27 protein-coding genes and 1 other RNA gene are annotated in these 26,849 nt (G+C 45.1%); 11 read left to right on the forward strand and 17 right to left on the reverse strand.

What is annotated here, in order from left to right:
* Positions 1-96: 96 nt before the first annotated feature.
* The 5 genes from lepA to rpoE form a co-directional block, all read right to left on the reverse strand.
* A complete protein-coding gene (gene lepA, locus VEJY3_RS13330; protein ID WP_014232997.1) occupies positions 97-1,890 on the reverse strand; it encodes a translation elongation factor 4 in 1,794 nt (597 codons plus the stop codon).
* 160 nt (positions 1,891-2,050) lie between these two features.
* Complete coding sequence (locus tag VEJY3_RS13335) at positions 2,051-2,521, reverse strand: SoxR reducing system RseC family protein (protein WP_014232998.1); 471 nt, start codon at positions 2,519-2,521, stop codon at positions 2,051-2,053.
* Between the two features lie 16 nt (positions 2,522-2,537).
* A complete protein-coding gene (rseB, locus tag VEJY3_RS13340; RefSeq protein WP_014232999.1) occupies positions 2,538-3,497 on the reverse strand; it encodes a sigma-E factor regulatory protein RseB in 960 nt (319 codons plus the stop codon).
* Positions 3,494-4,120: a sigma-E factor negative regulatory protein gene (locus VEJY3_RS13345; protein ID WP_014233000.1), complete on the reverse strand. Its 627-nt coding sequence runs from the start codon at positions 4,118-4,120 to the stop codon at positions 3,494-3,496. The genes rseB and VEJY3_RS13345 overlap by 4 nt, the downstream gene beginning before the upstream one ends.
* Positions 4,121-4,146: 26 nt before the next feature.
* On the reverse strand, positions 4,147-4,725 hold the full coding sequence (rpoE, locus tag VEJY3_RS13350; protein WP_014233001.1) for an RNA polymerase sigma factor RpoE: 579 nt from the start codon (positions 4,723-4,725) through the stop codon (positions 4,147-4,149).
* Between the two features lie 575 nt (positions 4,726-5,300).
* Between rpoE and nadB the strand changes: the two genes are divergently transcribed.
* On the forward strand, positions 5,301-6,923 hold the full coding sequence (gene nadB / locus VEJY3_RS13355; protein ID WP_014233002.1) for an L-aspartate oxidase: 1,623 nt from the start codon (positions 5,301-5,303) through the stop codon (positions 6,921-6,923).
* Between the two features lie 28 nt (positions 6,924-6,951).
* On the opposite strand, the gene VEJY3_RS26135 is transcribed toward nadB, so the two are convergent.
* Both VEJY3_RS26135 and VEJY3_RS13360 read right to left on the reverse strand, forming a co-directional pair.
* Positions 6,952-7,386: a protein YgfX gene (locus tag VEJY3_RS26135; RefSeq protein WP_308507397.1), complete on the reverse strand. Its 435-nt coding sequence runs from the start codon at positions 7,384-7,386 to the stop codon at positions 6,952-6,954.
* Positions 7,346-7,606, reverse strand: coding sequence for a succinate dehydrogenase assembly factor 2 (locus tag VEJY3_RS13360; protein ID WP_014233003.1), 261 nt, complete (start codon positions 7,604-7,606; stop codon positions 7,346-7,348). Before VEJY3_RS13360 ends, VEJY3_RS26135 begins: the two co-directional genes overlap by 41 nt.
* Before the next feature lie 186 nt (positions 7,607-7,792).
* Between VEJY3_RS13360 and ygfZ the strand changes: the two genes are divergently transcribed.
* The 3 genes from ygfZ to VEJY3_RS13375 all read left to right on the forward strand — a co-directional run bounded on the left by ygfZ (position 7,793) and on the right by VEJY3_RS13375 (position 10,067).
* The gene (gene ygfZ, locus VEJY3_RS13365) at positions 7,793-8,761 is read left to right on the forward strand and encodes a tRNA-modifying protein YgfZ (RefSeq protein WP_014233004.1); all 969 of its coding nucleotides are present in this window, start codon (positions 7,793-7,795) and stop codon (positions 8,759-8,761) included.
* On the forward strand, positions 8,754-9,227 hold the full coding sequence (locus VEJY3_RS13370) for an aminoacyl-tRNA deacylase (RefSeq protein ID WP_041170270.1): 474 nt from the start codon (positions 8,754-8,756) through the stop codon (positions 9,225-9,227). Before ygfZ ends, VEJY3_RS13370 begins: the two co-directional genes overlap by 8 nt.
* A gap of 633 nt (positions 9,228-9,860) precedes the next feature.
* A complete protein-coding gene (locus VEJY3_RS13375) occupies positions 9,861-10,067 on the forward strand; it encodes a DUF1107 domain-containing protein (protein WP_014233006.1) in 207 nt (68 codons plus the stop codon).
* 60 nt (positions 10,068-10,127) lie between these two features.
* Here the strand turns inward: VEJY3_RS13375 and VEJY3_RS13380 are convergent, their stop codons facing one another.
* The 3 genes from VEJY3_RS13380 to VEJY3_RS13390 are packed head-to-tail and all read right to left on the reverse strand — an operon-like array spanning position 10,128 to position 13,163.
* A complete protein-coding gene (locus VEJY3_RS13380; RefSeq protein WP_014233007.1) occupies positions 10,128-11,336 on the reverse strand; it encodes an FAD-dependent 2-octaprenylphenol hydroxylase in 1,209 nt (402 codons plus the stop codon).
* A 42-nt stretch (positions 11,337-11,378) separates the two neighbouring features.
* Complete coding sequence (ubiH, locus tag VEJY3_RS13385) at positions 11,379-12,557, reverse strand: 2-octaprenyl-6-methoxyphenyl hydroxylase (RefSeq protein ID WP_014233008.1); 1,179 nt, start codon at positions 12,555-12,557, stop codon at positions 11,379-11,381.
* 27 nt (positions 12,558-12,584) lie between these two features.
* The gene (locus tag VEJY3_RS13390; RefSeq protein ID WP_014233009.1) at positions 12,585-13,163 is read right to left on the reverse strand and encodes a YecA family protein; all 579 of its coding nucleotides are present in this window, start codon (positions 13,161-13,163) and stop codon (positions 12,585-12,587) included.
* A gap of 248 nt (positions 13,164-13,411) precedes the next feature.
* On the opposite strand from VEJY3_RS13390, the gene VEJY3_RS13395 reads away from it, so the two are divergent.
* The 5 genes from VEJY3_RS13395 (at position 13,412) to serA (ending at position 16,732) form a co-directional block, all read left to right on the forward strand.
* Complete coding sequence (locus VEJY3_RS13395; RefSeq protein WP_014233010.1) at positions 13,412-13,720, forward strand: cell division protein ZapA; 309 nt, start codon at positions 13,412-13,414, stop codon at positions 13,718-13,720.
* Positions 13,721-13,728: 8 nt separating this feature from the next.
* Positions 13,729-13,913, forward strand: a non-coding RNA gene (gene ssrS / locus VEJY3_RS24855) — 6S RNA.
* A gap of 4 nt (positions 13,914-13,917) precedes the next feature.
* On the forward strand, positions 13,918-14,511 hold the full coding sequence (locus VEJY3_RS13400) for a 5-formyltetrahydrofolate cyclo-ligase (RefSeq protein ID WP_014233011.1): 594 nt from the start codon (positions 13,918-13,920) through the stop codon (positions 14,509-14,511).
* Between the two features lie 58 nt (positions 14,512-14,569).
* Positions 14,570-15,226, forward strand: coding sequence for a ribose-5-phosphate isomerase RpiA (gene rpiA / locus VEJY3_RS13405; RefSeq protein WP_014233012.1), 657 nt, complete (start codon positions 14,570-14,572; stop codon positions 15,224-15,226).
* A gap of 273 nt (positions 15,227-15,499) precedes the next feature.
* A complete protein-coding gene (gene serA, locus VEJY3_RS13410) occupies positions 15,500-16,732 on the forward strand; it encodes a phosphoglycerate dehydrogenase (RefSeq protein WP_014233013.1) in 1,233 nt (410 codons plus the stop codon).
* Between the two features lie 66 nt (positions 16,733-16,798).
* On the opposite strand, the gene VEJY3_RS13415 is transcribed toward serA, so the two are convergent.
* Entirely contained in the window at positions 16,799-17,491 is a 693-nt protein-coding gene (locus VEJY3_RS13415; protein WP_014233014.1) for an oxidative stress defense protein, read from the reverse strand.
* 251 nt (positions 17,492-17,742) lie between these two features.
* Positions 17,743-18,639 (reverse strand): LysR family transcriptional regulator ArgP, encoded by an 897-nt coding sequence (locus tag VEJY3_RS13420; protein WP_014233015.1) that lies wholly within the window; start codon positions 18,637-18,639, stop codon positions 17,743-17,745.
* A 132-nt stretch (positions 18,640-18,771) separates the two neighbouring features.
* Between VEJY3_RS13420 and VEJY3_RS13425 the strand changes: the two genes are divergently transcribed.
* Positions 18,772-19,401 carry a LysE/ArgO family amino acid transporter gene (locus tag VEJY3_RS13425; protein ID WP_014233016.1) on the forward strand — a complete coding sequence of 210 codons (630 nt, stop codon included), beginning with the start codon at positions 18,772-18,774 and terminating at the stop codon, positions 19,399-19,401.
* Positions 19,402-19,516: 115 nt separating this feature from the next.
* On the opposite strand, the gene mscS is transcribed toward VEJY3_RS13425, so the two are convergent.
* From mscS to tkt, 5 genes are all read right to left on the reverse strand, one after another.
* Positions 19,517-20,383 carry a small-conductance mechanosensitive channel MscS gene (mscS, locus tag VEJY3_RS13430; RefSeq protein WP_014233017.1) on the reverse strand — a complete coding sequence of 289 codons (867 nt, stop codon included), beginning with the start codon at positions 20,381-20,383 and terminating at the stop codon, positions 19,517-19,519.
* A gap of 445 nt (positions 20,384-20,828) precedes the next feature.
* A complete protein-coding gene (fbaA, locus tag VEJY3_RS13435) occupies positions 20,829-21,905 on the reverse strand; it encodes a class II fructose-bisphosphate aldolase (RefSeq protein WP_014233018.1) in 1,077 nt (358 codons plus the stop codon).
* A 154-nt stretch (positions 21,906-22,059) separates the two neighbouring features.
* Complete coding sequence (locus VEJY3_RS13440; RefSeq protein ID WP_014233019.1) at positions 22,060-23,220, reverse strand: phosphoglycerate kinase; 1,161 nt, start codon at positions 23,218-23,220, stop codon at positions 22,060-22,062.
* 154 nt (positions 23,221-23,374) lie between these two features.
* Entirely contained in the window at positions 23,375-24,415 is a 1,041-nt protein-coding gene (gene epd, locus VEJY3_RS13445) for an erythrose-4-phosphate dehydrogenase (protein ID WP_014233020.1), read from the reverse strand.
* A 141-nt stretch (positions 24,416-24,556) separates the two neighbouring features.
* The gene (gene tkt, locus VEJY3_RS13450) at positions 24,557-26,551 is read right to left on the reverse strand and encodes a transketolase (RefSeq protein ID WP_014233021.1); all 1,995 of its coding nucleotides are present in this window, start codon (positions 26,549-26,551) and stop codon (positions 24,557-24,559) included.
* On the opposite strand from tkt, the gene VEJY3_RS13455 reads away from it, so the two are divergent.
* A complete protein-coding gene (locus tag VEJY3_RS13455; protein WP_014233022.1) occupies positions 26,550-26,780 on the forward strand; it encodes a hypothetical protein in 231 nt (76 codons plus the stop codon). The genes tkt and VEJY3_RS13455 overlap by 2 nt on opposite strands.
* The last annotated feature ends 69 nt before the right edge of the window (positions 26,781-26,849 follow it).

Raw genomic sequence — 26,849 nt, forward strand, 5'->3', positions numbered from 1 at the left:
CTTATCTAAAAATGCGAAAGTGAAAGAGCGCTAACTCTTTCACTTAATTTAAGTTCTAACGTCTTATGACCAACAAGAATGGAACAAAGTTCAATTCTAGTCTTTGCCTACGTGAAGAATCGCCAGGAACGCTTCTTGAGGCAGTTCGACGTTACCGATCTGCTTCATACGCTTCTTACCTTCTTTCTGTTTCTTCAGAAGTTTCTTCTTACGGCTCACGTCACCACCGTAACATTTCGCGATAACGTTCTTACGTAGCTGTTTAACCGTCGAACGCGCGATGATGTGGTTACCGATAGCCGCCTGAATCGCGATATCAAACATCTGACGAGGGATGAACTCTTTCATCTTCTCAACCAACTGACGACCACGAGTCTGAGACTGATCTTTGTGTGTGATCATCGCTAGCGCGTCAACCGTGTCACCGTTCAGAAGTACGTCTACGCGAACCATGTTTGACGCTTCAAAGCGCTGGAAGTTGTAATCCAGAGAAGCATAACCGCGAGAAGTCGATTTCAGACGGTCGAAGAAGTCGAGAACCACTTCTGCCATTGGAATATCGTAAGTCACGGCTACTTGGTTACCGTGATAAACCATATCCACCTGAGCACCACGTTTTTCAACACACAGTGTGATAACGTTACCTAGGTATTCAGACGGCACCAGGATATTACAACGTGCGATTGGCTCGCGGATTTCTTCGATGTCGTTTACCGCAGGCAGTTTCGCTGGGCTATCGACATACAGCAAATCACCATCGGTTTTCTCTACTTCGTAGACTACCGTAGGCGCAGTTGTAATTAGGTCTAGATCGTATTCACGCTCTAAACGTTCTTGGATAATTTCCATGTGCAGCATGCCAAGGAAACCACAACGGAAACCAAAGCCCAGAGCTGCAGAGTTTTCTGGCTCGTAGAATAGTGACGCATCATTCAGGCTTAATTTACCTAACGCATCACGGAAGTTTTCGTAATCATCAGATGATACAGGGAACAAACCAGCGTATACCTGAGGTTTTACTTTCTTAAAGCCTGGTAGTGGTTTGTCACTGCCGTTTTTCGCCAGTGTCAAAGTATCACCTACTGGCGCGCCAAGGATGTCTTTAATACCACAAACAACCCAGCCTACTTCGCCAGTATTTAGAACCTCAGTGTCCACTTGCTTAGGTGTGAAGATACCCAAACGGTCTACACCCCAAGATTGACCTGTGCTCATTACTTTGATCTTGTCGTTCTTCTTCAGTGAACCATTTTTGATTCGCACTAAAGAAACAACGCCAAGGTAGTTATCAAACCATGAGTCGATGATCAGCGCTTGTAGCGGTGCGTCTGGATCACCTTCTGGTGCTGGAATCGCTGATACGATGTTTTCTAGTACGTCTTCAACACCCAAGCCTGTTTTCGCAGAACAGCGGGTTGCTTCCATCGCATCGATACCAACGATTTCTTCAATTTCTTCTGCTACACGTTCTGGATCTGCAGCTGGAAGATCGATCTTGTTTAGGATTGGCACAACTTCCAGATCCATTTCGATCGCGGTGTAACAGTTCGCTAGCGTTTGCGCTTCTACACCCTGGCCAGCATCAACCACCAATAGCGCACCTTCACAAGCGGCTAGAGAGCGTGATACTTCGTATGCAAAGTCTACGTGTCCCGGAGTATCGATGAAGTTTAGCTGGTATGTTTCACCGTCTTTAGCGGTGTAGTTTAGCGTCACACTCTGAGATTTAATGGTGATACCACGCTCACGTTCAAGATCCATTGAATCCAGAACCTGTGCGGCCATTTCACGATCGCTCAATCCTCCACAAACTTGGATTAAACGGTCTGATAGGGTCGACTTACCATGGTCGATGTGGGCGATAATCGAAAAGTTACGAATGTGCTTCATAGATTTAGGCTGACTAACTCTTTACAAAATAGGGACAGTAAGAAAGCCATCATCTGATGGCATTTCAATCAAGTTGGCAGATTCTACCGAATTTCGTTAGCGGGCGCACGTAATTTAAAGTACATAAACCCAAGTGACTGAAAGGGGACGGGGTCAGAGCTTACTGGATTGGCTCTCCAAGCACTCGAACTAACGTAACTTGGCGCTGCGATTCATCTTCAAGTGGCTTGGATACACGCTTCGCTAACCAAACGCCACCAGCAGCAAAAAGTGCTGAAGAGAGAATAATTACTCCTTCACCACCTGCGATGAGAGGAGCAAACAGTAGATGGCCGAAAAGTGCACCGAGTATCAGACCAAACAGTGGCAGCAGGTACACCGCCATCGCCGATTTAATTAAACTGGATTCAGGGAAACCAATTTCGACGACTTGTCCGACTTGCACGGCTTTTTCTGTGCGCAAATGCCAGGAAAGGCTTTTGTTACCAATGGCTTTCGTGACCACACCAGTGCCACAACTTTTTTGAGACGAGCAGCTGCTGCAACTGGTTTGCTGCTCGCAGCTCAGGTCAATTTCATATCGCTTACCGTGACGCTCAACCCCTGTCACAGTCGCTAGCGCAGTCATCATCGCACGTTACTCATGTTTACTGATTATTGGTTACTTTAAATGTAACAGATTGAGCTATACGTTGCGCGGTTGCAGGAGGAATATCGCCTACGACGGAGATTTCATAATCGCCATTTACGTAGCTGTGCAGCGTTCTGCGACCTTGGCGTACAAGCTGACCTTTCAATGAGTGCTCATCTTTACTCGCTACATAAACCGAGAAATTAAATAACCCATCGGAATACATTTGGCTTTCTACCATTTGATCACTGACCGCCATGCGGTAGCGATTGAGCTCATTAGCCTCAAAACCATCTGGTATCCAACCGACAACCCAGTCGCTGGTGCTTACCTCACCTTTAGGCATGGTAAGAACAGCAGGTAACTGAACATCTTCTAAGCCACTCATGAGCTCAGCAATTTTAGTATTCACTGTGTATGAAATCGTACGGTATTGCTCTAGTACTTCGCCATCGCGATCAACAAGATCAGCTCGCAGTGGAAGCTTGCTCTTTTCATCAACCCAAAGGATATATGAATAGCGTAAGCCATCTTTCGGTACGATACGCAACACCTGAGTAGCAACACCGGCTTCACGAGCTCGACCAACCTGAACATAGTCATAATAGCGATTCAGTTCATCAATGTTGGTATTTAGCATTGGGATGGTCGGTGCAACCATTTTTCCAGATTCTATCGTGAAAGGCTCTGCACCTGTTTCGATGTAGCTGACTTCACTACCACGGAGAATGACTTCACGCACAGGGCCGCTGAGATAAATAAGGTGGGCGTATTGCTCTTCACCGTGAGTCGCGTGGCGGTACAGTAAAGGTTCAATACTGTTCTTTTTGATGAGGATATAAGAGAGCTCGTAGCTTAAATTCTTACTTGCCTCGCTCATTTGATGCAATAAAGCCTCCGCTGGTTTATCACCAGCAAAGGCTTGTGAAGACATCATACTGAACAGAGCGCAAGCGCTGATCAGGAATTTATTCATTCAACATCCGGAGTCAGAGTCGCATCTTGCTGAGATGCATCACTGTTAATTCTTAACTGTAATTCGTAGTCTCGCAGCATAGCATGAACACGTTTACGTTGCTCCTGCATATTTGCTTCACCCATAGAACGCTCTACAGATTCACGAGTTAAACTCACAGGTTCTGCGCTACCCGCGAATGGAACGGTTTGCAATACAGGCAACTGTTCAGCTTGAGGCACCGTAGAATCACTTCCACCGTACTGCTGTACACCTAAGATGACGACTAGCGATACACACGCAGCAACGGCAACTTGTCCAAATTGAGTCAACCAACTTGGTAGCTGACGTTTGGCTTTTTGCGGTTCTGGTTGCGACTCTTTAGGTGCATCCGTAATTGAAATTACGTTGGCACTATGTGAATCGACAGCACGATGCACTGGTTCATCTTCTAACGCTAACGCCACGCTTTCAGCAATATTCCACTCTGGTTTTGCTGGCGCTTCGCCTCGCATCACATCACCAATCAGGTGATAATTCTGCCAAGCTTTACGGCTCTCTTGATCTTGCCCTAATTCTTGAATTAAAGCCTTATCGATCAATTCTCCATCCATGAGAGCTGAAAGTTTTTCTTTGTCAGCCATTGTTTTCACCATAGTTATTACTTGTACTAGCGTTGTAAAAGAGGTTTGATTTTCTTTTCCACCGCTTCACGAGCACGGAAGATACGTGAGCGTACCGTTCCTACCGGGCAATCCATTACTTCAGCAATTTCCTCATAGCTCAAGCCGTCAAGCTCTCGCAACGTCATTGCTGTTTTTAAATCTTCAGGTAAGGCTTCGATTGCACTGAACACTACCCGTTGCAGTTCTTTGGACAACGTTAAGTTCTCAGGGTTCGAAATTTCTTTAAGTGCACTACCTGTTTCGTAAAATTCAGCATCTTCAGCATCAACATCTGTCGCTGGGGGTCTTCGCCCCTGGGCCACAATGTGATTTTTCGCAGTATTCACTGCAATGCGATACAGCCACGTATAAAACGCACTTTCCCCTCGAAAACTGGGGATAGCTCGGTAAGCCTTGATAAACGCTTCTTGTGCTACATCTGGAACATCGCCAGGATTACTTACGTATCTGGAGATAAGATTACATACCTTGTTCTGATACTTCGTTACCAGCAGGTTGAATGCTTGCTTATCGCCATTCTGAACTCGCTCAATCAATACTTGATCGGTCAGCTGCTCGTTCATTCGAGCGGATACTCCTATTTGTTATGCCCCTACTCTTCTCAGATATGGGTACTATTTCTGCAAAACGTAGTATTGACACCACTGCTTACTTGAGCACTATTGTGACTGCAATGTGAATGAGAAAGTTCCGGGACTTCCCAAATTTTTGTCATTGTTTTTTCACAGTGTGATGTCATGCGCCAAATCCCTACTCTTCTTAAACTTAAATCTAAGTTTGTCAGGCGAGCAAATTAGGGGGAAATGGGTATAATAATCGCCCTCTGTCCAAATTGTGCTGGGTAGAGCATGGAAAAGCAATGATATTGATAAACTATTACTTATCATTTGCATGGCTGTTGGCTGTCTGAATAACGCGTTGTTAAATAAAGCTCAAAAAACATTCGTATGTAATTTAAGGTCTCCGACCTGGGCATACTTAAAAAGAAGAGTGGCTCAAGTCACCAGAGTAACTGTAATTTAGATGAAACTCCCAACTTAGCCCTTAGTGACGGATGTCACGCTAATGGAAGTGCACATGGTGTGCAAATAATATACAAGATAACGTTGTTGTCTTAGCTTGGGATTATGAAAGTTATATGAACACAAATCGTGAACATGAATGTGATGTGTTAGTGGTAGGGAGTGGAGCCGCAGGTTTGTCGTTGGCTTTGCGTGTCGCAAATCACTGTAAAGTAATGGTACTTAGTAAAGGGCCACGTAGCGAAGGGGCGACCTATTACGCTCAGGGTGGTATCGCAGCGGTATTTGATGAGTCAGATACGATTGAATCACACGTTGAAGACACCCAAATCGCAGGCGATGGTATCTGTGATGAAGAGACCGTGAGATTTATCGCTGAGCATTCAAAAGAATGTGTACAGTGGCTCATTGATGGCGGTGTTCCATTCGATCGTGAAGAAGACGACTCCGACGAAGAACCTCGTTACCACCTCACCCGAGAAGGCGGACACAGTTGTCGCCGTATTCTGCACGCTGCGGATGCAACGGGTATGGCGATGCAAACTTCCCTGCAAGATAACGCACACAATCATCCAAACATTCATGTTCTTGAACGACACAATGCGCTTGACCTGATCACGGAAGATAAAATTGGTGGTGACAAAAATAAAGTCATCGGCGCTTATATATGGAACCGTAACGAAGAGCATGTGGAAACCGTACGTGCAAAATTTGTGGTACTTGCGACAGGTGGCTCTTCAAAAGTGTACCAATATACATCCAACCCAGACGTTTCATCTGGTGATGGTATTGCCATTGCGTGGCGTGCTGGCTGCCGCGTAGCAAACTTGGAGTTCAACCAATTCCACCCAACCTGCTTGTACCACCCAGAAGCACGCAACTTCCTGCTTACAGAAGCACTGCGTGGTGAAGGCGCCTACTTACGCCGCCCTGATGGCTCTCGTTTCATGCCGGATTTTGATGAACGTAAAGAATTAGCCCCGCGTGATGTTGTTGCTCGTGCGATCGACTTTGAAATGAAGCGTCTGGGTGCTGATTGCATGTACCTCGATATTAGCCACAAACCAGCGGATTTCATTACCAAGCACTTTCCGACCATCTACTCTCGCTTGATGGATCTGGGTATTGATATGACCAAAGAGCCGATTCCGATTGTTCCGGCAGCCCACTACACCTGTGGCGGTGTCATCGTAGACAGAAACGGCAGTACCGATCTTAAAAACTTATATGCGATTGGCGAAGTGAGCTACACCGGCCTTCACGGTGCAAACCGCATGGCATCTAACTCGCTATTAGAGTGTGTGGTTTACGCATGGTCTGCGGCAAAAGACATTCTGAAACACCGCTCTGAAGTCGAACTGGCTCCTCAAGTGCCTTGCTGGGACGAAAGCCAGGTAACCAACAGTGATGAAGAAGTCATTATCCAGCATAACTGGCACGAATTGCGTCTGTTTATGTGGGACTACATGGGCATTGTGCGTACGGATAAGCGTTTGGAACGTGCACTACGACGCATTCAGATGCTGCAGCAAGAAACGCACGAGTACTACAGTAATTTCCGCGTATCCAATAACTTGCTTGAGTTGCGAAACCTACTTCAAGTTGCTGAACTGATGGTACGATGTGCAATGCAACGCAAAGAGAGCCGAGGCTTGCACTACACACTGGATTACCCAAACCAGTTGGAAAACAGTGGACCGACAATTCTAACTCCGGCGAAGCAACTGTCTGATAAATAATATTGGTGACAGTGCTTAATCCAACATATCAACAGGGAGCATCAGCTCCCTGTTTCATTTCCCACTGACGCAATACCAGGCTTAACTGACGGTATTGTGTATCGGCGCAGCTATCGCGCCATACTGTCACACTATCTCCAGATTGCAGTGTAATGGTGATCTTAAAAGGCAGAGTCGATAAATCGATCCGCTTAATCTGAGTCCGTGTTGATTCGCTTCTTATCGTACCATCACAATGAACATGCCAGATACCTTGGCTGGCAGGGGCAACCAAAAGTTGGTCAAAGTGCAGCTTAGCGATCATTAATAACAGATAAATAGATAATACAATTGGGGTATCGGAAAGGGTGACCGCCCAAGTCATAGAGAAAAGAAGAACAAAGCTAATAACTCGGGCAGTATTTGAGGAGGAAAGTGTGAGATTAACGAACTTTACTGAGGTTGTGGGCGACAATTTTATCAACCATTGAAGCGTGGCTCAGGTTCTCACTACGTCCATGTCCCATAATCCAGGTAAACAGATCAGGGTCATCACACTCAAGCAAAGAAACAAAGTCATGCTGTTCCTGCTCACTCAGCGCATCAAAGCACTCTTCAAAGAACGGCATAATCACCACATCCAGCTCAAGCATACCTCTGCGGCAAGCCCATTTAATACGCGCCTTTTCTTCAGGAGTGTACATTCATTATTCCTTCATAGATGTCTTGTTATAAGTGCGGAGTGTAACAAGGGATATGCTACGCAACTAGTGTACGGGTCACAATACGCGAACCAAACCCCTTGAGAGTACTTGCTTATAATGAAAGCTGACAAATAACGATTCTCGAATTAACATAGCTGAAAAACATCTTCAAAAGGCATTGTAATCATGGAATGGCAAACTCGCTTTTCAGCTCTACCCCTATCAACTCAAGATACTTTACCTGAGCTCTCTATCTCACTGTTGGATAACTTAGGCATGATCACCATGGTAGGTGATGACAAAAAATCATACTTACAAGGCCAGGTCACCTGCGATGTTGTCTCTTTAGAGAAAGACCAATCAACACTTGGGGCACATTGTGATGCCAAAGGCAAAGTGTGGAGTGTTTTCCGTTTATTCCATCACCAAGATGGCTACGGACTGATCCAACCAAAGTCAGCACTTGAAGTCGAATTAAAAGAAATTAAGAAATACGCTGTATTTTCCAAAGTTACGATCGAAGAATCCAACGACATTATTCTTGGCGTTGCTGGCTCTCAAGCCAATTCGTTTATCGATGACATCAGCGAAGAGACTGGCGATGTACGTGCGATTAGCGGCGGCACTGCCGTCAAAGTGGCAGACAACCGCTGGCTTCTGCTATTGACCAGCGATGCAGCTCAATCGATGATTGAAAACAGTGACGCCACACTGACGACACATGAACTTTGGAACCGTTTTGAGATTGAGGCGGCACTACCATTTGTACCAGCAGCGGCGCAAAACGAACACATTCCACAAGCACTCAACCTGCAAGCACTTGGTGGTATCAGCTTCACTAAAGGTTGTTACACTGGGCAAGAAACCGTGGCACGTGCCAAATACCGCGGTACGAATAAACGTGCGATGTACATCGTGAAAGGCGCAACAGCGACAAACCTCAATGATGAACCAGTCCAACTAGAACGTAGTGTTGGTGAGAACTGGCGATCAGTCGGTTCTCTGCTGACTCATTACCAGTTTGCCGATAACCAAGCAATTGGCTTGATCGTCTTACCCAATAACTTAGATGACGACACGCGCCTGCGTTTAGTCTCTCAGCCAGAATGTGAATGGACCATCGCCGAACTGCCTTACAGCCTTGATGATGAGTAAACTCATTGAAACCCCTTTAATGCAGTTTCTTGCAGAGCAAAACATCGCGTTTCGCTTGCTACCGCATCAAAGACCTTCTACCACCATTGAAGATGCCGCGCAGCAGCGTGGCATTCGCCCTTCTCAAATGGTTAAAGCTATCCTGCTGAGAGATATGGGGAATCTTTATGCACTTGCCTGTGCTCCAGGAGACCGAAGTGTTGACCCAAAAAAGGTTCGCTCACTCCTTCAGTGCCGACGCATGACTTGTGTCGACCAAGCGGATGTTGAACGCATTACCGGATACAAAATTGGCACCGTGACTCCGCTGTTACTTAAACGTCATATGCCAATCGTTTTTGACCCAAGCCTCTTAAACGAAGGGGAAGTCACGATCAGCAGTGGTGATCGAATGGCAGGCATCGCTTTATCAATCGATGACCTAGTCAAGCTATGTCAGCCTGTCGTCGCGGATATTTGTCGTTGATTTAGACTACGAGCGTAATCGATTACAACCCCAGCCACAATACGTGACACAGATCACATCACGCGTAAATTGCTTGAGAATTTTTAATCATTTTTAAAACATAAATAGTCACTAAGAAAAAACTCGTATATGATGCTTGTGTTGGTTGAGTTTTCAACAGGACTTAGCCGACATAAAGTGAATCCGCTGATTTCGATAACAGTCTTTGTTAAGTCAGCAATCCACTTTTGTGTAATGCATCTGTGACTATTCGCCCGCTAAAGCGGGCTTTTTTTTGTATGAACTTTTTATCAGCCTTCTTACTCTAAGAATAAGTAAACAAGAGAAAATGGAATGAGCGTTAAAAAAGAAACATTTAGCAAACATTCAATTTCCTTCTATTCTTAATCCTGTAACAAAACTATTGCTTAATGCACCACGTACAAAAGAATAAAGAACGAATAACGTTTTTAATAGGTGAATTTTGGGGTAATCCTCACGCAATTTGAGACATAAAGCCGTCAATTTGCCGAAGACAGCACAAATCTCTAAGTTGTTACATCTCACCTGCACTTAGTAGTATTGCTATCACAATAATTTCGCGTGAAAAACGTAGAATAACCAGAGCTAGGTAAGAAAAAAGGGAAAGTAAATATGAGACTGTTTAAGCGCTATACACCAGGTATGATTGCTAAACATATAAGTCGTCTTTTTAAGGGAAGAATTTATATTTACGGGGTCGGTAAATTCGAGTTTGATAACGGAAAACTAATGCTGCCTGAGAAAGCGGAGCAACGTCACTTCAGAGCAGTAAAAGAGATCAACAAAGAAATAATGAAACTCCGATGCGCATATGCTTAGCTAACACTCACTGATTAAAAGGCTGAAAGATTCAGCCTTTTTTTGTTCTCAGATAAACATCTACTGACGAGCTAACTCTGGCAGATCACCTTTCAAGCCGAGCGCTCGTTTCATGATCTCATCTTTCGCCCCAGGTAATTGCCCAGCCAGGCTCAAACCAATACCACGTATCAGCTTCTTAGCCGGATTCTCACCAGAGAACAAGTCACGGAAACCTTGCATAGCAGCAATCATCTTAGCCGATTCCGCCTTACGCCAGCGCTCGTAACTGCGAAGGTTACGCTTACTACCAATATCCTGCCCTTGATTCCATAAAGCCAGAACTTCCTGAGCCAAACTTGCTGCATCCAGAAGCCCCAAGTTCACACCTTGGCCAGCAAGTGGATGAATGGTATGTGCAGCGTCACCCACTAATGCTACTCGTTCGACAACAAAGTCTCGTGCATAACGCATTTTAAGCGGAAATGCGGCGCGTGCGCCTACCACCTCACACAGGCCAAGACGTGCATCGAACTCACTGGTTAACGCTTTATTGAATTCATGTTCATCCATAGCAAATAAATGCTCAGCTCTGTCTGGCTCTGTCGACCAAACAATGGAGCACATATTAGGTTGAGACATTGGTAATAGTGCCAATGGGCCATGTGGAGTAAAAATCTGACGCGCGATATGGTTATGCGGTTCGGCAGTTTTTACATTTGCGACCAACGCGCTATGGCCGTAATCCCAATGAGTAAGCGGAATGTCCATCTGACGACGCAGCCAAGAGTTTGCACCATCCGCACCAACCACTAGTTTGGCCGTCATCGCTTGTCCATTATCCAGTGTTAGCCAGCTTTCTTGCTCACCAACCGCTAATGTAGCGCAACGAGCAGGCATAAACAGCGTCACGTTGTCTTGCTTCTCAACTTGCTCGAGCAGTGCCAGTTGAATCACTCTGTTTTCAACAATATGGCCCAGATCAGGCTGGGCCATGCTTTGGGCATCAAACTCTATTTTGGCAAAGCTGTCCTGTTCCCAAACTTCCATGCCATAGTATGGCGACGCTCTGCGCTGTTCAATGCCCTGCCAGGCTCCCAGCTTACGTAATATGGTTTCACTAGAGCGACTCAATGCAGACACGCGCACATCGGGCAGTTCATTCAGTTTTTCGTCAGGTACACTACCTTCAATGACAGCGATTCGCAGGTCACTGTCTTTGAATGCGGCAGCAAGCGCCAACCCAACCATTCCTCCGCCGATGATGGCGATATCTACACTTTGCATCATTGCTTTTACTTACCTAGTTTTTAGCTAATTCGTTGCAACCGATCATCGTTTTACTAAGCCAAGAGTGTGGCGTAGAAGTGGCTGCTTAAAAATAGAAAGGTTATCCATCGCGGCTAAAGCGGCATTGCGCCCGATTCGCATCGCGGGTAAATCATTTGAAAAAACATGCACGAGCGAGCTCGTTAACCAGATGGTTTCGCTACGATCGGCTTCACGACGCTGGCTAAAACGCATCAAGCCTTGATAACGCCCAACATCTTCACTCTGCTTAATAACTTCTTCAGCCAGAGACACCACATCACGAATACCCAGATTGAAGCCTTGCCCGGCGATCGGGTGCAGTGTTTGAGCGGCATTACCCACAATTGCAAAACGGTGTGAAATATTCTGCTTACGATGGCGCAGCAATAGCGGGTAACTTGCTCGCAACCCTACTTTCTTAAGGGCTCCTAAACGCCAGCCAAAATCATGCTGTAAGCGTGCAAGAAATTCACTCTCAGAGAGTGCCAATACGGATTCAGCTTCATCCGGGTGCAAACACCACACCAGCGACATACGGTTGTCACTCATCGGCAGCAAAGCGACGGGGCCGTTTTCAGTAAAACGTTCAAACGCACACCCTTGATGCGGCTCCTGAGTTACGATGTTTGCAATTACAGCCACTTGCTCAAAGTCATGTTCAGACAACTCTAATCCGACTTGCTGGCAGCACTGTGAAACGGCACCATCGGCTGCAACTAACAGTTTGGCTTCTAACTTTTCTCCGCTGCTCAATTCAACCTGAGTATGATCTTGCTCTCGTTCTATGTAGGTAACAGAGTCGGGACAGAAGAAATCTATCGAGGCACTATTTGTAAGTAGCTCTTGGTAAACACGCCCGACATCAGCAAGCTCAACCACATATCCCAGCGCTTCAACCCCAACCTCTTGCTTGGTGATATCGGTCATCCCTGCATGAGAACGGTCAGAAACATGGATATGTTCAATTGGCGTAGCAAAAGGCTCGATGACTGACCAAAGCTGTAAGTGGCGCAGTAGATTAACGGTTCCGTACGATAAGGCGATAGAGCGCGAGTCAAACCCGGGGTGGGAATCCGACTGAGCTTTAAATGGCTCGACGACAGCAATGCGCAGAGCCGCCTTGGATAAGTGTTCGATCGCCAGTGCCAACGTCGCACCAGCCATAGCACCACCAGCAATGACTACATCATATTGCCTCATGCTTACTTACCTCTGAACATTCTGTAATTAGTGGATCGTTGGTTTACTGTCACTGCTATCAGGTCGTGCACCAAACTCGGCATGGATAGTCAGAACACACGCTTTAACATGTTCGATAACTTGCTCAAGCAGCTGCGCTTGCTCGCCAAGATCGTCGTCTTCATCAATACCCAACTTGGCAATTTCTTCTAAATCGGCCAACGCTTCCTTTACATCGTCAGAAGCTTTGCCAATCGCAATGCCAGCCAAGCCTAAGCCAGAGATAAAGTGGTTAACAAAATCAGACAAACCGTCGGCTAAAGCAAACAAACTTTCTTCACCAGCTTCATCTGGCAGTAATAACGACAGCTCCATTGAAGAGCCGGTAAGCTCACTGACAGAAACTTTGAATACGCTCTGTGCGAATGCCAACGATGTAGCAGGCCAGCCCATGCCGTCGTTAGTGTAATCAAACAGGATTGGTTGCCAGGTTTGATCGTTAATCGCCAATCCACCACTTAGCATGCCGACAAGCAACCCGTGTAACTCTGCCGGGGTAACCGCCAGACTTGCAGATTTTAACTCAGCAGCAATAGATTGGTATTCAGGAAGGGTGATTTCACTCATAGCTTGGCTCATTCTTGCATAAATTTGTTTCGATATATCCTACCATCAAGCCTAGTCGTCCGAAACGACTATCAAATTCATTTTGAACACCATTTGCTCAATTTGCCGAATTCCTGTGTGATCACGTCATCATTTCTCTTTCTGTGATGGGAAATGCTTGAATCTTAATAGCGGTTTTCCTATAGTTTCCTCCTCGGTAGTTGCATAGAGCAACACCTTAGATAGCGCGAATATAGAGTTTATTCATCATGAGCAATCAAGCGATCGACGTTCAAATACTAGGCAAAGTAACTCGAGTGAATTGTCCTGCGGGCCAAGAAGAGTCTCTCGTTGCAGCAGCAAAAGATCTCGATCGACGATTGAAAGAGATGAGCGAACGTACTAAGGTAACCAATGAAATTCAGCTGCTGACTTTTGCCGCGTTGAACATTTGTTATGAATTACAGACCAAGTCATACGAATCGAGCGGGCAACAGCAAGAAATTACTGAGCGAATGGAACAGCTCACTGCGTCTCTAGAGAGCGCATTAAGTAAAGTTACGCAAGGACAGCAGTAAATACAAAATTTACCCTGGGGTGTGCGTCAGCAGGATGTAAGTCCCTGAGCCGATAAGCAATACCTAAGGGTTAGTATTTGGTAACTATTGAGCAAGCTTGGCATGTACCGAGAAGCCTACGGTTATCAGTGCTGATCCGCCTTGAACCAGCTGGTTCAAGGGCCACAATCCTCAACGGCACCCTGGGGTATTCCTCTATGTCAGAACTTTCTCGACAAGACTTTCGTAAATTGATCCGTGAAAAACGTAACGCTCTATGTAGTGACACACAGTTTCAAGCGGCGCTCGACCTAGTCAGTCAATTTTCCCAACTTCCTGAAATACAGCATTCTCAGCACATTGCTATTTATCTTTCTGCGGATGGTGAACTGGATACCAAGCCCCTTATCGAGTGGCTATGGCAACAAGGGAAATCAATATATCTACCAGTCATCCATCCTTTTTCAAAAGGTCAGTTACTGTTTCTTCAGTACCTGAGTGATGATCAACTCATCTACAACAAATATGGCATTCTTGAGCCAAAGCTCGATATTCGCCACCTTATGCCTGTTCGTCAGCTCGATCTTATCTGCACGCCTTTAGTAGGTTTCGACAGTATTGGACACCGGTTAGGTATGGGCGGAGGATATTACGATCGCACCCTTTCACATTGGTTTGCCACTGGTGAAGGTGCCAAGCCTGTAGGTATCGCTCATGACTGCCAGCATGTTGAACGCCTGCCAATTGAAAGCTGGGACATTCCACTGCCTAAGATCGTGACTCCAAGCCGAATCTGGCAATGGGAAAACTAACACTTACCCGTTATAATCACGCCGCAAATGTTAACGAACATCTATTCAGGAGATTGGCATGACTCAAGATGAAATGAAAAAAGCGGCTGGTTGGGCAGCATTAAAATATGTTGAAAAAGGCAGCATTGTCGGTGTAGGCACTGGCTCTACCGTGAATCACTTCATCGATGCACTAGGGACTATCAAAGACGATATCAAAGGTGCAGTCTCTAGCTCTGTAGCTTCGACTGAGCGTCTAAAAGAGCTTGGTATTGAAGTATTTGAGTGTAACGACGTAATTAAGCTAGATGTTTATGTTGATGGCGCGGATGAAATCAACCCAACGCGTGACATGATCAAAGGTGGTGGCGCCGCGTTAACACGTGAAAAAATCGTCGCTGCAATCTCAGAAAAGTTCGTGTGCATTGTGGACGATACAAAAGCAGTAGATGTTCTAGGTCAGTTCCCATTACCTGTAGAAGTGATCCCAATGGCTCGCTCATACGTGGCACGTGAATTGGTTAAACTTGGTGGTGACCCTGCTTACCGCGAAGGCGTAGTGACAGATAACGGCAACGTGATTCTGGATGTACACAACATGCAGATCACTAACCCGAAAGAAATGGAAGATAAGATCAACAGCATCGCGGGCGTTGTCACTAATGGTCTGTTTGCTCATCGTGGTGCGGATGTGGTTATCACAGGCACGCCTGAAGGTGCAAAAATCGAAGAGTAAAAAACCTAGAAAATTCACCTATCAGGTTCATTTTTCGGTTATTTCATTACATACGGTGCTGCAAAGCACCGTTTTTCATTCTTTCACCAAATAAAATTATTCCTTATTCCGTAATTTTCTTACCCAAAGCTATTTTTTTTTGTTACTTTATTGAACAGAAGACGCACAAGGAAACGTTTGTCCTCCTACAAAACTATTAATTATCCCCTTTTTAATGGTTTTGCCCAATGTGCGCCATATTAGCCCACCTTTCCATTTTAAGGACGAGAAAAAATGGCCAAAGTTTCGCTGGAAAAAGACAAGATTAAGATCCTCTTACTTGAGGGACTTCACCCTTCTTCAGTTGAAGTTCTTCAAGCTGCTGGTTACACCAACATTGAATACCACAAAGGTTCACTTCCTGAAGAGGAACTGATTGAAGCGGTTAAAGATGTTCACTTCATCGGCATTCGCTCCCGCACTAATCTATCGGAAGAAGTGATCAATGCGGCAAACAAACTGGTTGCTATTGGCTGTTTTTGTATCGGTACTAACCAAGTCGATCTCGACGCGGCTGCAAAACGTGGCGTTCCTGTATTTAACGCACCTTTCTCAAACACTCGAAGCGTAGCCGAGCTGGTTCTTGGTCAGATTCTATTGCTTCTACGAGGCATTCCTGAAAAGAACGCACTTGCACATCGCGGCATTTGGAAGAAGAGCGCAGATAACTCTTACGAAGCTCGTGGTAAGCGTCTTGGTATTATCGGTTACGGCCACATCGGTACTCAGCTGGGTATTATCGCTGAAAACCTTGGTATGCGCGTTTACTACTACGACATCGAAAACAAGTTGTCTCTTGGTAATGCCACGCAAGTTCATACCATGAGCGAACTACTGAATAAATGTGATGTTATCTCACTGCATGTTCCAGAAACACCTGAAACCAAGAACATGATGGGTGAAGAAGAGTTTGCTCGCATGAAACCAGGCGCAATCTTTATCAACGCTGCTCGTGGTACCGTTGTTGATATTCCAGCTCTTTGCAGCACGTTAGAAGCAGGTCATCTGGCTGGTGCAGCTATTGATGTATTCCCTGTTGAACCAAAAACAAACGCAGACCCGTTCGAATCTCCACTACAGAAGTTCGACAATGTTATTCTGACTCCACACGTCGGTGGTTCTACGCAAGAAGCGCAAGAAAACATCGGTGTAGAAGTGGCTGGCAAACTAGCGAAATACTCTGACAACGGTTCAACGCTTTCAAGCGTAAACTTCCCTGAAGTATCTCTACCTGAGCACGGTGGTGAAGTTTCTCGCTTGCTACACATCCACAAAAACCGCCCAGGTATCCTGACTCAGATTAACACTATCTTTGCTGAAGAAGGCATCAACATCGCCGCACAGTACCTGCAAACTGCAGCTGAAATCGGCTACGTGGTTATCGATGTGGAAACTGAACGTTCAGAAGAAGCACTTATCAAGCTGAAAAGTATCGAAGGCACGATTCGTTCTCGTATTCTTCACTAAGAAGCACAGAAACAACAAAGGCAGGGAATTTCCCTGCCTTTTTTATATCTGCAAATAGAATGCGCCTTATTTCAGCTTGTAGATAACCTCTACCTGATCTCGGATCACCATCGTAGAGTCCTGATAGCTATTGGCATTCTGCTTGCCTTCCATCGCCATAGAGCGCATTAAAACTGGTGTTGGGTAAGTGTTGTTGTAGTTGACCCGCCAGATATCCCCCAGAGTCTTATCAAAGCCGGACGCTAAAGAGGCAGCACTTTCTCTGGCATCTTTGATCGCAGCCAAGCGAGCTTTCTGTTGATACTCAGCCTGATTACTCACCTTAAGCTGAATATTATCAACCTGGTTAATACCCGCTTGTATTGCCATATCAAGGTACTGATTAAGGTTGGCTAAATCCTTAACCGTAACGTTAATACTGCGAGAGGCGCGATAACCCACCAGCTCAGCCTTGCCCGATTTTGGATAATGGTATTGAGGAGCCAGGTACAGATTCGAACTGGTAATACTGTCTTTAGATAATCCTGCATCTGACAGTTTTTGCAAAAACTCATCGACAGTCGTATCCACCGACAGCTTCGCTTGCTCGGCAGTCATCGTCGTATCCACCACTTTGACCGAAAAAGTCGCCATATCTGGCGTTGCAATTACCTCGCCATAACCTGTTGTCGTTACGTGTGCAAATTCAGGTGTAGTAGCTAGGGCTGAAACACTGGTAAGGCTGAGCAAAGTAGCCAGCAAACACGAATACAGTTTCATTCGACAGATCCATCCATATATAAAAGACATGTCCCAGAGCAAAAATGCAGTAGCGAGAACCACTGAAGCCGTCTGGGGTAATACCCAAAAACTTAGAAAGCTTTGAGCATATAATGCTTGATAATAGGAACTTTCGACGATTATCCAACCACCCTCGCCCACTTCTAACACAACTTTGACTGTGTAACTTTGGTGTAATTTTTAACCAAATCAATACAAGAGGTACGCGTTAACATCATTGTTATTACATTCTACTGCGGTAAATGACGTTGGGCATAACCGACGATTGCCTGCGAAATTTCTTGTAAAACGCCAGTTTCCAATTGCCAGTGATGCCAGTAAATTCGATAGGTCATCAGGAATCCCGGAGTGATATCAATGAGCGAACCTTGCTCCAATTCATTCGAGATCTGTAAACGGGGAATCAGGCAATACGCAACACCCGCCATCGCCATTTTCAGAAACGCTTCAGAGCTGCTTATATTATGATGAATCACGCTATCGGGGCGCACATTAAAATGCTTGGTAAGAAAAGCTTTATGTAGATCATCATATTGATCGTACGATACGGCTGGGGCTTTAGAGAGTGTTTTATTGTTTACGCCCTCAGAAAAATAACGTTGATAGAATTCAGGGCTAGCAACACAGACATAATCGATACGTCCTAAATAGTCCGCTCTACAGCCAGGAATAGCCTGAGATTCCAGGCTGATGGCTCCTGCAACTTCCCCACTTCTTAGCTTTTCAATAGAGCGAGATTCACCATAAATCGTGAGTTTTAACTCAACTTGACGAGTTTTCATCACATCTTGCAATGCAGGTAACAGCCATGTAGCCAAGCTGTCCGCATTCGTCGCCAACGACAACTGAACCGGGCGTGTAGTGGTGTCATTTTTTAGTTCGGGTAAGATTTCATGTTCCAGCATGCGAACTCGACGATACAACCCTAGCAGCTTCTTGCCTATTGGCGTCGGCTTAGGTGGCTGCTCACGAATAAGTACTGGTTGAGCAAGAAACTTTTCTAATTGTTTAATTCTCTGAGAAATAGCAGATTGAGAGACATACAAACTCTCAGCGGCTCGCTCAAAGCTTCCTTGATAGACGACAGCATCAAGCGCTTCTATCCACTTATAATCCAGCCCTCTCATGAAAATTTCCCTCTTCATCCATCTTGATAAGTTTTACTAATAATATATTAAAATCATTAATTATACTTATTTCATCAAAGCCTTTATCTTGCTCCTCTTCGTGAATTTAATTGCTATTTTTTGAGGTGAATTGTGAGTTTTTGGGTTGTATTGCAAGGGTTTGGATTAGGGGCATCGATGATCATTCCGATTGGCGCGCAAAATGCGTATGTCTTGAATCAAGGCATAAAACGCAACCACCATCTCACCACAGCCACCATCTGTAGCATTCTGGATATGCTGTTTATTTCCCTAGGTATATTTGGTGGTGGTGCGGTTTTATCGCAAAATGAAATGCTTCTGACCGCTGTAACGCTAGGTGGCATTGCGTTCCTAAGTGTCTATGGTTCCCTATCAATGAGAAGTGCATTCAAGCCAGAAAATGAATCGGAAACCAAAGGGGAAGTAATAGCACGTGGTCGTCGCACCGTGATTTTAGGCGCACTTGCAGTTACGGTATTGAACCCACATTTGTACTTAGACACTGTCGTGATTCTTGGTTCTATTGGTGGCCAGTTTGAGGGACATGATCGCATCGCATTTGCACTGGGCACCATGATGGCTTCGTTTGTGTGGTTCTTTACCCTATCTCTGGGCGCGGCAAAACTGGGGCCGACTCTTTCTAAGCCTAAAGTGAAAAAAGGAATAGATATTGGTGTGGCATTGATGATGTTTGCTATCGCCTATGTTCTAGCGAACGAGTTGCTTGCCAAATACTGGTGATAACTCTCGTTATGCAGAAATTTAATGTAGATAACCTTCTCTACTATGCATAAAAAATATGCATAAAAAAAGCGAGGCAAATTTGCCTCGCTCTCTAAATAGAAATTCGCTTTGATTACGCTTCTACTTTGTTCAGGTGAATATCCATTTGTGGGAATGGAATCTCGATGCCATTTGCATCCAAAGCTTCTTTGATGCCTTGCATTGAGTCAAAGTAAACGCCCCAGTAATCTGCCGTTTTAACCCAAGGTCGAACAACAAAGTTAACTGAAGAATCCGCTAGAGCCAGTACACCGATTGTCATATCTGGATCTTTAAGGATGCGTGGATCTTTTTCTAGTGTTTCACGGATAACTTTCTTAGTTAATTTCAGATCCGCTTTATAAGAAACACCAATAACCAAATCAACACGGCGAGTCGCGTGACGAGAGTAGTTAGTGATTGCACCGCCAATAACTGAAGAGTTAGGAACTACAACCATTTTGTTATCAGGCGTTTTTAGAATCGTTTGGAAAATTTGAATTGCTTCAACACTACCCGCTACACCACCGATTTCTACATAATCGCCAGACTTAAATGGACGGAATGCAACGATAAGCACGCCTGCCGCAAAGTTTGATAGTGAACCTTGTAGAGCAAGACCAACAGCAAGACCAGCCGCACCGATTACCGCAACTACAGAGGCAGTTTGAACACCTACACGACCAAGAGCGGCGATAAGAACGATAACGAATAGTAAGTAACGAACAAGACCGTGAATAAATTCAACGACAGCCTTATCCATGTTTTTCTTTTCAAGTACTTTAGCTACACTTCCAGCGACTGCTTTAACGATAATATTACCGATAAATAGAATAATCAGTGCTGAAATAATGTTTACACCATATTGAACAAGAAGGTCTGAGTTGTTTGAAAGCCAAGTCTCAGCTTTAGTCAGCCCATCTGTTAATGTGTTATCGATACCCACCGATTCACCTGCCATAATGCTTATCCTCAAATCAAGATATAAAACCAATTGCCGCTTATTTATGAACCTTATTTTTTATAGGTTCTTATCTGTAACAATATCACTATTATAAAACTGAACAGTGTCAGAATTTTGGCACGATATATCAACTTTGACGTTTTGCAAAGTCAGAATTTCGCAAAGAGAAGCAAAACAAGACGTTATCAGAGTTTTCCTATATCTGCCTGTTACAGGTTACGCAATGCTAACCCATTTCGCTACTTTTATTACCTAAATCCAAACATGCAGTATACAAAAAGCAACCTGTTGTATACCAAGCATACACAACCAATGCTGCTAGTAAATTATTCAATAACGATCGTAGTGTTTTAAAGAGGGGCGTAATAAGACAGACAGCAGGCTGAAGACATAAAAAAACCCGCTCAATGAGCGGGTTTTTAACAACTTTAATTCAATCGAATTATAGTACGTCAACTGCGTTAAGGTCAGCAAATGCTTGCTCAAGACGAGTAACCATTGAAGCTTGACCAGCACGTAGCCATACGCGTGGATCGTAGTACTTCTTGTTTGGCGCGTCTTCGCCAGTTGGGTTACCGATTTGACCTTGTAGGTAATCGTGGTTTTCAGCTTCGTACTTACGGATACCATCCCAAGTTGCCCACTGTGTATCTGTATCGATGTTCATTTTGATAACACCGTAACCGATAGACTCTTGGATTTCTGCTTGAGAAGAACCAGAACCACCGTGGAATACGAAGTTTAGAGAGTTAGCTGGTAGGCCGAACTTCTCAGAAACGTACGCTTGAGAATCACGTAGGATAGTTGGAGTAAGAACAACGTTACCTGGCTTGTAAACGCCGTGTACGTTACCGAAAGATGCTGCGATAGTGAAACGGTGGCTAACTGCACTTAGTTTCTCGTATGCGTAAGCAACGTCTTCTGGAGAAGTGTAAAGCTCAGATGCGTCCATGTCAGAGTTATCTACGCCGTCTTCTTCACCACCAGTACAACCTAGTTCGATCTCTAGAGTCATGTTCATCTTAGCCATACGCTCTAGGTATTTAGCACAGATTTCGATGTTCTCTTCTAGAGACTCTTCAGAAAGGTCGATCATGTGAGAAGAGAATAGAGGCTTACCAGTTTGAGCGAAGTGCTCTTCACCAGCATCTAGTAGACCGTCGATCCAAGGTAGAAGTTTCTTAGCAGCGTGGTCAGTGTGTAGAATTACTGGTACACCGTAAGCTTCAGCTACAGCGTGAACGTATTTAGCACCAGCTACAGCACCAAGGATTTGAGCACCTTGACCTTCAAGTTTCACGCCTTTACCAGCGAAGAAAGCTGCGCCGCCGTTAGAGAACTGAACAACAACTGGAGCTTTAACTTTTGCTGCTGCTTCTAGTACTGCGTTTACAGAGTCAGTACCTACAACGTTTACAGCTGGAAGTGCGAAGTTGTTTTCTTTCGCTACTTCAAAAACTTTCTGAACGTCATCGCCAGAGATAACACCTGGTTTTACGAAGTCGAAGATCTTAGACATGGATTCAATCCTATTTATCTGTCGTTTTTAAACAAAACTTGTTAAGTTGAAAATCTTGCAAACGTTTGCTCACAACAGAGGCTATTCTAGCAGAGTTCCTCTCACGTTGCAGCAAACAAGAAAGCGGGAGAATGACTCCCCCGCTTTGCTTTAATTACTTAGCGCGTGCTTCTAGCATTTCTACTGCAGGAAGAACTTTACCTTCTACAAACTCAAGGAAAGCGCCGCCACCAGTAGAGATGTAAGATACGTCAGCTTTGATACCGAACTTGTCGATAGCTGCTAGCGTGTCACCACCACCTGCAACAGAGAAGCCTTCAGAAGTTGCGATAGCTTCAGAGATACCTTTAGTACCCGCTTCGAAGTTCTTAAATTCGAATACACCTACTGGACCGTTCCAAAGGATAGTTTTCGCGTTTTTAAGAATCTCAGCTAGTGCCGCTGTTGAGTCAGGGCCAAGGTCGAAGATCATGTCGTCGTCTTGAACTTCAGAAACGTCTTTGATTTCAGCTTCTGCGTTTTCATCGAATGCTTTCGCACATGCAACGTCAGTTGCTACTGGAATTGCACACTCATCCATTAGCTTCTTAGCTGTGTCTACTAGGTCTGCTTCGTATAGAGACTTACCAACGTTGTGGCCCGCAGCTGCGATGAATGTGTTTGCGATACCGCCACCAACAACAAGCTGGTCAGCGATTTTAGATAGAGACTCAAGAACAGTCAGTTTAGTAGAAACTTTTGAGCCACCTACGATAGCAACCATTGGACGAGCTGGGTTGTCCATTGCTTTGCCTAGTGCGTCTAGTTCGTTTGCTAGTAGAGGACCAGCACAAGCTACAGGAGCGTGCATACCAACGCCGTGAGTTGACGCTTGAGCACGGTGAGCCGTACCGAATGCATCCATTACGAATACGTCACATAGTGCTGCGTATTTCTTAGATAGCTCTTCTTCGTTTTTCTTTTCGCCTTTGTTGAAGCGAACGTTTTCTAGAACAACAAGTTCACCAGCGTTTAGCTCTAGGCCATCTAGGTAGTCTTTTGCTAGCTTAACTTCGCAATCTAGTGCGTCGTTTAGGTAGTTAACAACAGGTTGTAGAGAGAACTCTTCAGCGTATTCACCTTCAGTTGGGCGACCTAGGTGAGAAGTAACCATTACTTTAGCGCCAGCTTCTAGGCAGTGCTTAATAGTTGGAAGAGATGCGATGATACGTGCATCAGAAGTTACTTTTCCGTCTTTTACTGGCACGTTTAGGTCAGCACGGATAAATACACGTTTACCTGCAAGATCCAGGTCAGTCATCTTGATTACAGACATGTTGTGTCCTCTCAAATATTTAAAAATTAAAGTTTTTGAAAACTCGGCAACCCTGCCAAGCCTGTTAATTCTTCAAACTGGTTATAGAATATGGAGACATTCAATATTTATTTCAAGGTTAAAAATAAATATTTTTCCACAGCTGCTTTACGGATTACTTCGCAGCTTGCATTGCTAAAGCGGTATCCAGCATCCGATTAGCAAAGCCCCATTCGTTATCGCACCATACGAGCATTTTTACTAGCTGCCCGTTACTCACTCTTGTTTGAGTTCCATCCACAATCGCACTATGGGGGTCGTGATTAAAATCGATGGAAACGAGTGGCGATTCAGTATAGTCAACAATGTCACGTAATGTACACTGAGATGCGTTAACAATGGTTTGATTTACGTCATTAACTTTCACATTTGTACTAATTGTGACACTTAAATCCATTGCAGTGACGTTAACTGTCGGAACGCGAACGGAAATAGCTTCAAATTTGTTAGAAAATTTCGGGAAGATTCTTTCAATCCCCTTATGCAACTTGGTGTCAACGGGAATGATAGATTGGCTTGCAGCACGGGTACGACGTAAATCGCTATGGTAAGCGTCGATGACCTGTTGATCGTTCATGGATGAATGGATAGTCGTAATGGTGCCAGACTCAATTCCGAATGCTTCATCTAAGACTTTGATGATAGGAACGATACAGTTTGTCGTGCAGGAACCATTAGAAACAACGACATGTTCATCTTTAAGGGTTTCGTGGTTTACACCGTAGATAATGGTGTTATCGATGTCGGCTGCCCCAGGGTGGGAAAACAGTACTTTTTTAGCACCCGCTTCTATATGCGCTAAGCCGTCAGCTTTACAGCCATAGACACCCGTACAATCTAATACGATGTCAACTTCGAGGTCACGCCAAGGAAGAAGTTCAATGTCGGCTAGGTGTAAGATCCGGATAGCATCATATTCGCCAGCATCTTGATGGCATGAGTTGTGGTGAACATATAAGTGCTCTTGGTCATGAGAGATCTTTTTGCCAAAACGGCCATGACTGGTGTCATATTGAAGTAAGTGCGCCATCGCTTCAGGCTGAGCCAGCTCATTTACCGCTACAACCTTAATCTGCTGATGTTTGCCGCTTTCGTACACAGCTCGCAGAACATTACGACCTATACGCCCAAATCCATTGATCGCAACCTTTAGCATTTATCCTTCGCCCTACCAATAATTCGTGTCACAGATAGTACCCGATGAGAAACAAAAACGCATTAAGTATGTGCCTTTTACCGACACTATGGGTATAAAAAAGCCGAGCATCGCTGCTCGGCTTTTCATTAACGTATTTAATTACGCTAATAGCTCTTTTGCAGTATTTACTACGTTTTCAGTAGTAAAACCGAACATCTTGAACAGTTCGCCTGCTGGTGCAGATTCACCGAAGGTAGTCATACCGATGATCTTGCCACCGAAGCCTACGTACTTGTACCAGAAGTCTGCGATGCCCGCTTCGATAGCGATACGCGCTGTCACGTCTGATGGCAGTACTGCTTCACGGTAAGCTGCGTCTTGTTTGTCGAATGCATCTGTTGATGGCATTGAAACAACACGTACTTGCTTGCCTTCTGCAGTTAGCTGCGCTGCTGCTTCAACCGCTAGCTCAACTTCTGAACCTGTTGCGATAAGGATAAGCTCTGGCTTGCCTTCGCAATCTTTCAGGATGTAAGCACCTTTCGCGATGTCTGCAACTTGCTCTGCAGTACGCTCTTGTTGTGCTAGGTTCTGACGAGAGAAGATAAGTGCTGTTGGTGCATCTTTACGCTCGATAGCCAGTTTCCAAGCCACTGCTGATTCAACTTGGTCACATGGACGCCATGTGCTCATGTTTGGAGTCAGACGCAGAGAAGCCATTTGCTCTACTGGTTGGTGAGTTGGGCCATCTTCGCCAAGACCTATAGAATCGTGCGTGTAAACCTGGATGTTCTGAACTTTCATCAGAGCAGCCATGCGCATTGCGTTACGAGCGTATTCCATGAACATTAGGAACGTTGCACCGTAAGGAACGAAACCGCCGTGCAGTGCGATACCGTTCATGATCGCTGTCATGCCGAACTCACGCACACCGTAGTGGATGTAGTTACCTGAGAAGTCATTCACTTCAAGAGACTTAGAGCCAGACCACATAGTCAGGTTAGAAGGTGCAAGGTCAGCAGAGCCGCCCATGAATTCTGGAAGCATTTGACCAAACGCCTCTAGCGCATTTTGAGAGGCTTTACGTGAAGCAATGTTTGCTGGGTTTGATTGAAGATCAGCAATGATTTGGTTTGCTTTCTCTTCCCACTCTGCAGGTAGCTCGCCGTTTAGACGACGCTTCAGCTCAGCTGCTTCTGCTGGGTAAGCCGCAGCGTAAGCATCAAATTTCTCGTTCCAAGCCGCTTCTTTAGCTGCGCCAGCTTCTTTTGCATCCCACTCTGCGTATACGTCTGCTGGGATTTCAAACGGACCGAACTCCCAACCAAGGTACTCGCGTGCCGCTTGAACTTCGTCTTGACCTAGCGGAGCACCATGACAGTCGTGTGAACCAGACTTGTTAGGAGAGCCGAAACCGATGATCGTCTTAGTACAGATTAATGTAGGACGAGGGTCTGCTTTAGCCGCTTCAATTGCAGCATTGATCGCTTCAGGATCGTGACCGTCTACTGCAGGGATTACGTGCCAGCCGTACGCTTCAAAACGCTTAGGTGTATCGTCAGAGAACCAACCTTCAACGTGACCATCGATAGAGATGCCGTTGTCATCCCAGAACGCGATCAGTTTGCCAAGGCCTAGTGTGCCCGCCAAAGAACAAGCTTCGTGCGAGATACCTTCCATCAGACAGCCATCACCTAAGAATGCATAAGTGAAGTGGTCAACGATGTCGTGGCCTTCTTTGTTGAACTGTGCAGCAAGTGCTTTTTCAGCCATTGCCATACCAACTGCGTTAGTAATGCCTTGACCTAGAGGACCTGTTGTTGTCTCGATACCTGGTGCATAACCGTACTCTGGGTGACCCGGAGTTTTTGAATGAAGCTGACGGAAGTTTTTCAGATCGTCGATTGATAGCTCATAACCCGTTAGGTGTAGTAGAGAGTAAATCAACATTGAGCCATGGCCGTTTGAAAGTACAAAACGGTCACGATCAGCCCATTCTGGGTTCGATGGGTTGTGGTTTAGGTGAGAGCGCCAAAGAACTTCAGCGATATCAGCCATACCCATAGGTGCACCTGGGTGACCTGAGTTAGCTTGTTGAACACCATCCATGCTTAGAGCACGGATTGCATTGGCAAGATGTTTACGAGACGACATGTCTGCTCCTGAGTACGTTAAGCGAAACGAAAAAATTGGTCATAATTCTCTCAAAGCCCCTCAGGGTGTGCAAACGATTTCCACCCCAAAACCTCACAAATATTGCATCTGTGAATTTAAATCCCCTGAAACTCCCAAAATAATAAATAACTCACGCAAACGTTTAGTTGTGACAAAAACCAAAAAAGAGCTTGTAATTCGAGCAATCAAACTTAGAATAGCCGTCTAGATGTAGATACACCTGCATATATTAGTATTATTTTGCGCTGGAGCGTTTATCATGCTCCAGTTTTAAACC

The organism is Vibrio sp. EJY3 (assembly GCF_000241385.1).
Taxonomy (GTDB): domain Bacteria; phylum Pseudomonadota; class Gammaproteobacteria; order Enterobacterales; family Vibrionaceae; genus Vibrio; species Vibrio natriegens.

Coding starts and splice junctions, on each gene's coding strand:
- VEJY3_RS13345 (WP_014233000.1), bottom strand. CDS start 4,120: ATGGCTGACAAAGAAAAACTTTCAGCTCTCATGGATGGAGAATTGATC.
- VEJY3_RS13335 (WP_014232998.1), bottom strand. CDS start 2,521: ATGATGACTGCGCTAGCGACTGTGACAGGGGTTGAGCGTCACGGTAAG.
- VEJY3_RS13395 (WP_014233010.1), top strand. CDS start 13,412: ATGAGCAATCAAGCGATCGACGTTCAAATACTAGGCAAAGTAACTCGA.
- VEJY3_RS13380 (WP_014233007.1), bottom strand. CDS start 11,336: ATGATGCAAAGTGTAGATATCGCCATCATCGGCGGAGGAATGGTTGGG.
- VEJY3_RS13440 (WP_014233019.1), bottom strand. CDS start 23,220: ATGTCTGTAATCAAGATGACTGACCTGGATCTTGCAGGTAAACGTGTA.
- VEJY3_RS13400 (WP_014233011.1), top strand. CDS start 13,918: ATGTCAGAACTTTCTCGACAAGACTTTCGTAAATTGATCCGTGAAAAA.
- mscS (WP_014233017.1), bottom strand. CDS start 20,383: ATGGCAGGTGAATCGGTGGGTATCGATAACACATTAACAGATGGGCTG.
- ubiH (WP_014233008.1), bottom strand. CDS start 12,557: ATGAGGCAATATGATGTAGTCATTGCTGGTGGTGCTATGGCTGGTGCG.
- VEJY3_RS13420 (WP_014233015.1), bottom strand. CDS start 18,639: ATGAGAGGGCTGGATTATAAGTGGATAGAAGCGCTTGATGCTGTCGTC.
- rseB (WP_014232999.1), bottom strand. CDS start 3,497: ATGAATAAATTCCTGATCAGCGCTTGCGCTCTGTTCAGTATGATGTCT.
- VEJY3_RS13455 (WP_014233022.1), top strand. CDS start 26,550: ATGTCTGCTCCTGAGTACGTTAAGCGAAACGAAAAAATTGGTCATAAT.
- VEJY3_RS13415 (WP_014233014.1), bottom strand. CDS start 17,491: ATGAAACTGTATTCGTGTTTGCTGGCTACTTTGCTCAGCCTTACCAGT.
- serA (WP_014233013.1), top strand. CDS start 15,500: ATGGCCAAAGTTTCGCTGGAAAAAGACAAGATTAAGATCCTCTTACTT.
- VEJY3_RS13375 (WP_014233006.1), top strand. CDS start 9,861: ATGAGACTGTTTAAGCGCTATACACCAGGTATGATTGCTAAACATATA.
- epd (WP_014233020.1), bottom strand. CDS start 24,415: ATGCTAAAGGTTGCGATCAATGGATTTGGGCGTATAGGTCGTAATGTT.
- rpiA (WP_014233012.1), top strand. CDS start 14,570: ATGACTCAAGATGAAATGAAAAAAGCGGCTGGTTGGGCAGCATTAAAA.
- VEJY3_RS13390 (WP_014233009.1), bottom strand. CDS start 13,163: ATGAGTGAAATCACCCTTCCTGAATACCAATCTATTGCTGCTGAGTTA.
- lepA (WP_014232997.1), bottom strand. CDS start 1,890: ATGAAGCACATTCGTAACTTTTCGATTATCGCCCACATCGACCATGGT.
- nadB (WP_014233002.1), top strand. CDS start 5,301: ATGAACACAAATCGTGAACATGAATGTGATGTGTTAGTGGTAGGGAGT.
- ygfZ (WP_014233004.1), top strand. CDS start 7,793: ATGGAATGGCAAACTCGCTTTTCAGCTCTACCCCTATCAACTCAAGAT.
- tkt (WP_014233021.1), bottom strand. CDS start 26,551: ATGTCGTCTCGTAAACATCTTGCCAATGCAATCCGTGCTCTAAGCATG.
- rpoE (WP_014233001.1), bottom strand. CDS start 4,725: ATGAACGAGCAGCTGACCGATCAAGTATTGATTGAGCGAGTTCAGAAT.
- VEJY3_RS13360 (WP_014233003.1), bottom strand. CDS start 7,606: ATGTACACTCCTGAAGAAAAGGCGCGTATTAAATGGGCTTGCCGCAGA.
- VEJY3_RS13370 (WP_041170270.1), top strand. CDS start 8,754: ATGAGTAAACTCATTGAAACCCCTTTAATGCAGTTTCTTGCAGAGCAA.
- fbaA (WP_014233018.1), bottom strand. CDS start 21,905: ATGTCTAAGATCTTCGACTTCGTAAAACCAGGTGTTATCTCTGGCGAT.